At 30.4% G+C, this 5,376-nt stretch carries 6 protein-coding genes and 1 pseudogene; 2 read left to right on the forward strand and 5 right to left on the reverse strand.

What is annotated here, in order from left to right; all coding sequences use genetic code 11:
* From AMN84_RS05170 to ffh, 3 genes are all read right to left on the reverse strand, one after another.
* On the reverse strand, positions 1–255 hold a 255-nt coding region (locus AMN84_RS05170), incomplete at its 3' end, for a 30S ribosomal protein S16 (protein ID WP_179850700.1).
* A complete protein-coding gene (rpsP, locus tag AMN84_RS04985; protein WP_143755550.1) occupies positions 207–380 on the reverse strand; it encodes a 30S ribosomal protein S16 in 174 nt (57 codons plus the stop codon). The genes AMN84_RS05170 and rpsP, both read right to left, overlap by 49 nt.
* Before the next feature lie 13 nt (positions 381–393).
* Positions 394–1,752: a signal recognition particle protein gene (gene ffh, locus AMN84_RS03710; RefSeq protein WP_075483481.1), complete on the reverse strand. Its 1,359-nt coding sequence runs from the start codon at positions 1,750–1,752 to the stop codon at positions 394–396.
* Positions 1,753–1,909: 157 nt separating this feature from the next.
* Here ffh and dapF point away from each other — a divergent pair, with 157 nt between their 5' ends.
* Positions 1,910–2,722 carry a diaminopimelate epimerase gene (gene dapF / locus AMN84_RS03715; RefSeq protein ID WP_075483483.1) on the forward strand — a complete coding sequence of 271 codons (813 nt, stop codon included), beginning with the start codon at positions 1,910–1,912 and terminating at the stop codon, positions 2,720–2,722.
* On the forward strand, positions 2,722–3,648 hold the full coding sequence (gene ftsY, locus AMN84_RS03720; protein WP_075483487.1) for a signal recognition particle-docking protein FtsY: 927 nt from the start codon (positions 2,722–2,724) through the stop codon (positions 3,646–3,648). The genes dapF and ftsY overlap by 1 nt, the downstream gene beginning before the upstream one ends.
* Here ftsY and AMN84_RS03725 read toward each other — a convergent pair.
* Complete coding sequence (locus tag AMN84_RS03725; RefSeq protein ID WP_075483485.1) at positions 3,640–4,452, reverse strand: alpha/beta hydrolase; 813 nt, start codon at positions 4,450–4,452, stop codon at positions 3,640–3,642. The genes ftsY and AMN84_RS03725 overlap by 9 nt on opposite strands.
* A 1-nt stretch (position 4,453) precedes the next feature.
* Positions 4,454–5,302, reverse strand: a pseudogene (locus AMN84_RS03730) (DMT family transporter); the annotation flags it as partial.
* Positions 5,303–5,376: the final 74 nt, after the last annotated feature.

The following is a 5,376-nucleotide window of genomic DNA, read 5'->3' on the forward strand; positions in this document are numbered from 1 at the left end:
TTTTGGTGCTTCAGCTTTTTTCTCTTCCTTAGGTGCTTCTGCTTTCTTTTCTTCTTTTGGTGCATCAGAAGAATCTTTCTTTCTGTCTTTTTTTGGAATAGCTTTATTTGGATTATTTCCTGGTTTAGGCATTTCCATTAAATTATTTTCTCCAAGTAATCTAGCAACTCTAGTTGTCGGCTTTGCTCCTTGGCTTAGCCAATATTTTATTCTTTCTGACTGAAGTCCAACTCTTTCTTTTTTTTCTTTTGGCATAAGGGGATTAAAAAACCTAATTTTTCTATAAATCTCCCATCTCTAGGGAATCTACTGTCTGCAACCACAATTTTATAAACTGGTCTCTTTTTTGTTCCTCCCATTGATAATCTTAACTTTAACATTTATTTCTCCTTTTTATTTAAGTTGATTGAATAGCTCAGGTGGAATTCCTTTTTCCATTAAGCCTTTTGTGTTTCCTTTTGACATCTTTTTCATCATGTCAGACATCATTTTAAATTGTTTTAACAATTTATTGATAGTGGCAATGTCTGTTCCAGAGCCATTAGCAATTCTTTTTTTTCTAGAGCCATCGATAATCTTTGGATTTTCTCTCTCTTTTTTAGTCATTGAAAGTATTACCGCTTCATTTTGTGTAATTATTTTTTCATCAACACCAGCTTGATCCATTTGAGATTTTATTTTTGAAACTCCTGGTAAAAAAGACATAACGCCCTCTAGTCCTCCCATTTTTTTCATTTGTCTTAATTGAGAAAGGTAATCTTCTAGAGAAAACTGACCTTTCCTTAAACTCTCTTCAGTTTCTTTGAGTTTTTCCTCATCAATTTCATCTGCTGCTTTTTCTACAAGGGATACGATATCCCCCATTCCTAAAATTCTGTTAGCAATTCTATCAGGATGAAAACTTTCAAAATTTTCTATTTTTTCTCCAATACCTAAAAATTTAATTGGAACATTGGCAATATGTTTCATGCTTAATGCAGCTCCACCTCTACCATCACCGTCAGCTCGAGTTAATATTATTCCAGTAACTTTTACTGTATTAGAAAATTCTTTTGCAACACTCGCAGCTACTTGTCCCGTTAATGAGTCTGCAACAAGTATAGTCTCTGTTGGTTTAATTACTTCTTCGATTTGTTTTATCTCAGACATCATCTGTAGATCTATTTGTGTTCTTCCTGCCGTATCAAAAATAATTACATCAGACCCATTTAAATTAGCTGCAGATAGGGCTCTTCTGCAAATGTCAGCTGGAATTTGATCTTTTATCACAGGCAAGGTTTGGATATTATTTTGTTCACCCAAAATTTTTAGTTGTTCCTGAGCAGCTGGTCTATAAATATCTAAACTTACCATCATAATTTTTTTCTTATTATTTTTTTCTAAAAATTTTGAGAGTTTTGCAGTTGTGGTTGTTTTTCCTGAACCTTGTAAACCAACCATCATTATTGTTACCGGTGGATTGGACTTTAAATTAATTTCTTGATTGCTATCACCTAAAAATGAAACAAGCTCATCGTGAACAATTTTAACAACCATTTGTCCTGGAGCTGTGGATCTTATTATTTCTTTTCCTAATAATTTTGGTTTAACTTTTGTTACAAAGTCTTTTACTACCTCTAGCGATACATCTGCTTCCAGTAAAGCTTGTCTAATAAGCTTAAGACCCTCATCAACCTGTTTTTCATTTAGAGATGGCGCCTTTTTAAATGTATCGAGTATTCCCTCGAATTTATTTGTCAAATTTTCAAACATAATTTTTTCCAGCAGCAATCGCACCAGTGGGCGAACCCTCGCTGACTGGTGTCGATCTCTTTGTTTCCAAAGACACCGCAAAATGCTGTTTTTGCGGAAGTTGTGAGAAACTATAATAGAGGTTCAAAAAGTCAATAAATAAGTTAAGTATTATTATATGGATTTTAAAGCTTATAAAATGGATGGACTTGGAAATGACTTCGTCATAATTGATCAACGTGAAAAAAAATATGATCTAAACAATTCTCAAATAAAAAAAATTTGTGACAGAAGCAATATTGGTTGTGATCAACTAATTCTTATAGATAAAAGTGATAAATTTGATGCATTTCTAACTTTTAAAAATTCAGATGGCTCAGACTCCGCAGCATGTGGAAATGGAACTAGATGTGTAGCTAGCTTGTTATCAAAAGAAAGTTCAAAAAACTTTATTACTGTTGAAACTTCTTCAGGGAAATTAGAGTCGAAAATATTAAAAAATAATTTGATTCAAACAAACATTGGAAAACCAAAAACTAATTGGGATCAAATACCTCTAAGCGAGAAAATTGATACAAAAAAAATAAAAGTTATGGTTGGTGATATTGAGTTTTTAGGAACAGCAATTAATGTTGGAAATCCTCACATTATTTTTTTTATAAACGAATTAGAAAAGATCGAAATTAAAAAAGTTGGACCGGTCTTAGAAAATCATGAATTATTTCCTGAAAAAGTTAATGTTACTTTTGCAAAAGAGCAAAGTAAAAATCATTTTAGAGTATTGCACTGGGAAAGAGGAGCTGGTCTTACAAAAGCATGTGGAACTGCAGCATGCGCAACTGCTATAGCTGGTGAAATTAATGGTATTTCAAAATTTCCAACTGAAATAGAGTTTAAATTAGGAAAAATTAAAATCAATAAAGATGAAAAAGGAAACGTTATTATGGAAGGCTCAGTCTCAGAAATTGAACATATTAATATAAATATATGATTAATATTTTTAAAAAATTTAAGGATGGCTTAAAAAAAACTACGTCAAATTTTTCAAAAGGTATAAAAGATATTGTAGTTAATAAAGAAATTGACGATAAAACTTTAGGAGAAATTGAGGAATTTTTAATTCAATCAGACGTTGGGGTTGAGGCTTCATCAGAGATCAGACAGCAAATAGCTAATAGCAGAATTGATCCAAGTAAAAATAAATTGGATGAGATTAACAAAATTCTTAAAGAATATATTCTCTCATTAATGAAACCTTTAGAAAATAAAAATTTTTTTCATCAATCCAATGAGAACAGAACAATTTTAGTTTCAGGTGTCAATGGAGTAGGAAAAACAACCACAATTGGGAAAATGTCTAAAATATTTCAAAATAATAATAATAAAACAGTTTTAGCTGCTTGTGACACATTTAGAGCTGCAGCAATAGATCAATTAGAAAACTGGTCAAAAAAAGTTGGAAGTGAAATAATAAAATCAGATGCAGGAAGTGATCCTGCATCTGTTGCTTTTAAGGCAATGGAATATTCAAAAAAAAATAAAATTCATACAGTTTTGATAGATACAGCTGGTAGATTGCAGAACAAAAAAAACTTGATGGATGAGTATAAAAAAATTGCAAATGTAGTTAAAAAAGTTGATAACAATGCACCTCATGATGTTGTTCTAATCTTGGATGCAACCTCAGGACAAAATGTAATAAATCAAGTAACAGAATTTAATAATATTATCCCTTTAACTGGGCTCGTTATGACAAAACTTGATGGAACCGCAAAAGGGGGAATACTAATTGCTGCTGCAAAAAAATTTAAACTTCCAATAATTGCAATTGGTCTAGGCGAAAAAGAGGACGATTTACAATCTTTTGATGCTGAAACTTTTGCAGAAAATTTTTTAAATATAGAAAAATCAATTTAATTCATTAATAAAATTTTTAATATTCCCTAAAAGTTCTTGATCAAAATCCATCATGTGATCATCGCCTGACTTAAAATAACTAAATTTTGGTTCTGAAAAACTTTCAAACATTCTTTTTCCCATACTAAATGGAACAATGTTATCTATATCTCCATGCATAACGAGTTTAGGGAAAGTTATTTTGCTAATTTTATTAATGGAGTCATATCTATCTTTCAAAAGTAGGTTCACTGGTAAATAAGGATAATAAATTTTTGAAAGTTCTACCATTGAGGTAAAAGGGGACTCTAAGATTATTCCTGCAAATGGAAATTTTGAACCAAGGTCAACTGCAACTGCTGTTCCTAGAGACTCTCCGTAAAGAATGATATTACTATCATCAATGTTGTTCGAATTTAACCACCTTTTCGCTGCCATTGAATCATTATACAAACCTTCTTCTGTTGGTTTTCCCTCATTTCCACTGAAACCTCTGTAAGCAATAATTAAATAATTTAATTCTAATTCAGCTATCTCGTTTAATTTGTAAATTCTATTTTGTAGATTTCCTGCATTCCCATGAAAAAATAGTAATGTCTTATATTTTCTGTCTTTAAAATGGTACCAACCAATTAATTTATTATCTGACTTAACGAACACCTTTTCAATCTTATGTGTCAGTTTGTTCTCATCTAAATAGTTATTTTCGTTAGGATGATATAATAATTTTCTCTGCGACAGAAAAATTACCAAACAAATAATTACATAAATAGTGATTAAACCAATTAAAATATTGAAGATAAGCATAATTTTTTTATTAAACATTCTAAGCCTTTTTTCTTACCAGATAAACTCCAAGGAAAACAAGAAATGTTCCATATAAATGGAAAAGTTCTAAGGTCTCACCAAAAAATAATATGCCATAAAATGCTCCATAAACTGTAAATAAATACAAAGTAAATCCTGTCGTAGTAGCACCAAGATATTTTTGAGTGTAAGTGTACAATATAAAAGCAATTATTCCTGGTGAAATTGCCGCAAATATAACCCAAAAGAAAAATTTCAAATCAAATGTAGTTATGTTGATAAAATTTTGTTCAAATATATAAAATGGTAACAAGCTTAACGCTCCAAAAAAAGAAATGGCTGTAAACCTTTCAAAAACGTTTAGGGAAGATTTCCAATTAAACAAAAATATAGAATATAATGCCCAGCCAATCGAAGCTCCCAACATCCATAAATCTCCCTTTGTAAATTTTAAAGATATCAAAGTAGAATATTCACCTCTTACAATAATAATTAAAACTCCTAGAAGGCATGATAAAAGGCCAATGAATTTGAAAAAATTCATTTTTTCTTTAAAAAAAAAATAAGAAATTAAAATTATAAAAATAGGTGAAGAAGTATAAATAATTCCCATGTTTATTATTGTGGTTGTCTGACCGGCTATAAATGGAAAAGCTCCACAAACTCCACATCCCATTAATCCTAAAAAGAAAAGTTCTTTATATTCTTTTAATAAAATTTTTTTTTTGTATAAAATTCCGTAATTGAACAGCATCAATAAAAGAAATACTGATAACCATCTCCAAAAAGCTAGGGAGATAGGAGGAACAAATTCTACACCCCCTCTTGCAACAACAAGATTGCTCGCCATAAAAATAGGTTGAATAAAAAGAAGTGTGTAAGGTAAAAAATCCTTTTTTTTTCACTTAGTTACTTAGACTTGTCAAAAAAAGCTTCGTAAAT

The sequence above is a fragment of the Candidatus Pelagibacter communis genome (genome assembly GCF_001180105.1).
GTDB lineage: Bacteria > Pseudomonadota > Alphaproteobacteria > Pelagibacterales > Pelagibacteraceae > Pelagibacter > Pelagibacter ubique_K.

Coding starts and splice junctions, on each gene's coding strand:
- rpsP (WP_143755550.1), bottom strand. CDS start 380: ATGTTAAAGTTAAGATTATCAATGGGAGGAACAAAAAAGAGACCAGTT.
- ffh (WP_075483481.1), bottom strand. CDS start 1,752: ATGTTTGAAAATTTGACAAATAAATTCGAGGGAATACTCGATACATTT.
- dapF (WP_075483483.1), top strand. CDS start 1,910: ATGGATTTTAAAGCTTATAAAATGGATGGACTTGGAAATGACTTCGTC.
- AMN84_RS03725 (WP_075483485.1), bottom strand. CDS start 4,452: ATGTTTAATAAAAAAATTATGCTTATCTTCAATATTTTAATTGGTTTA.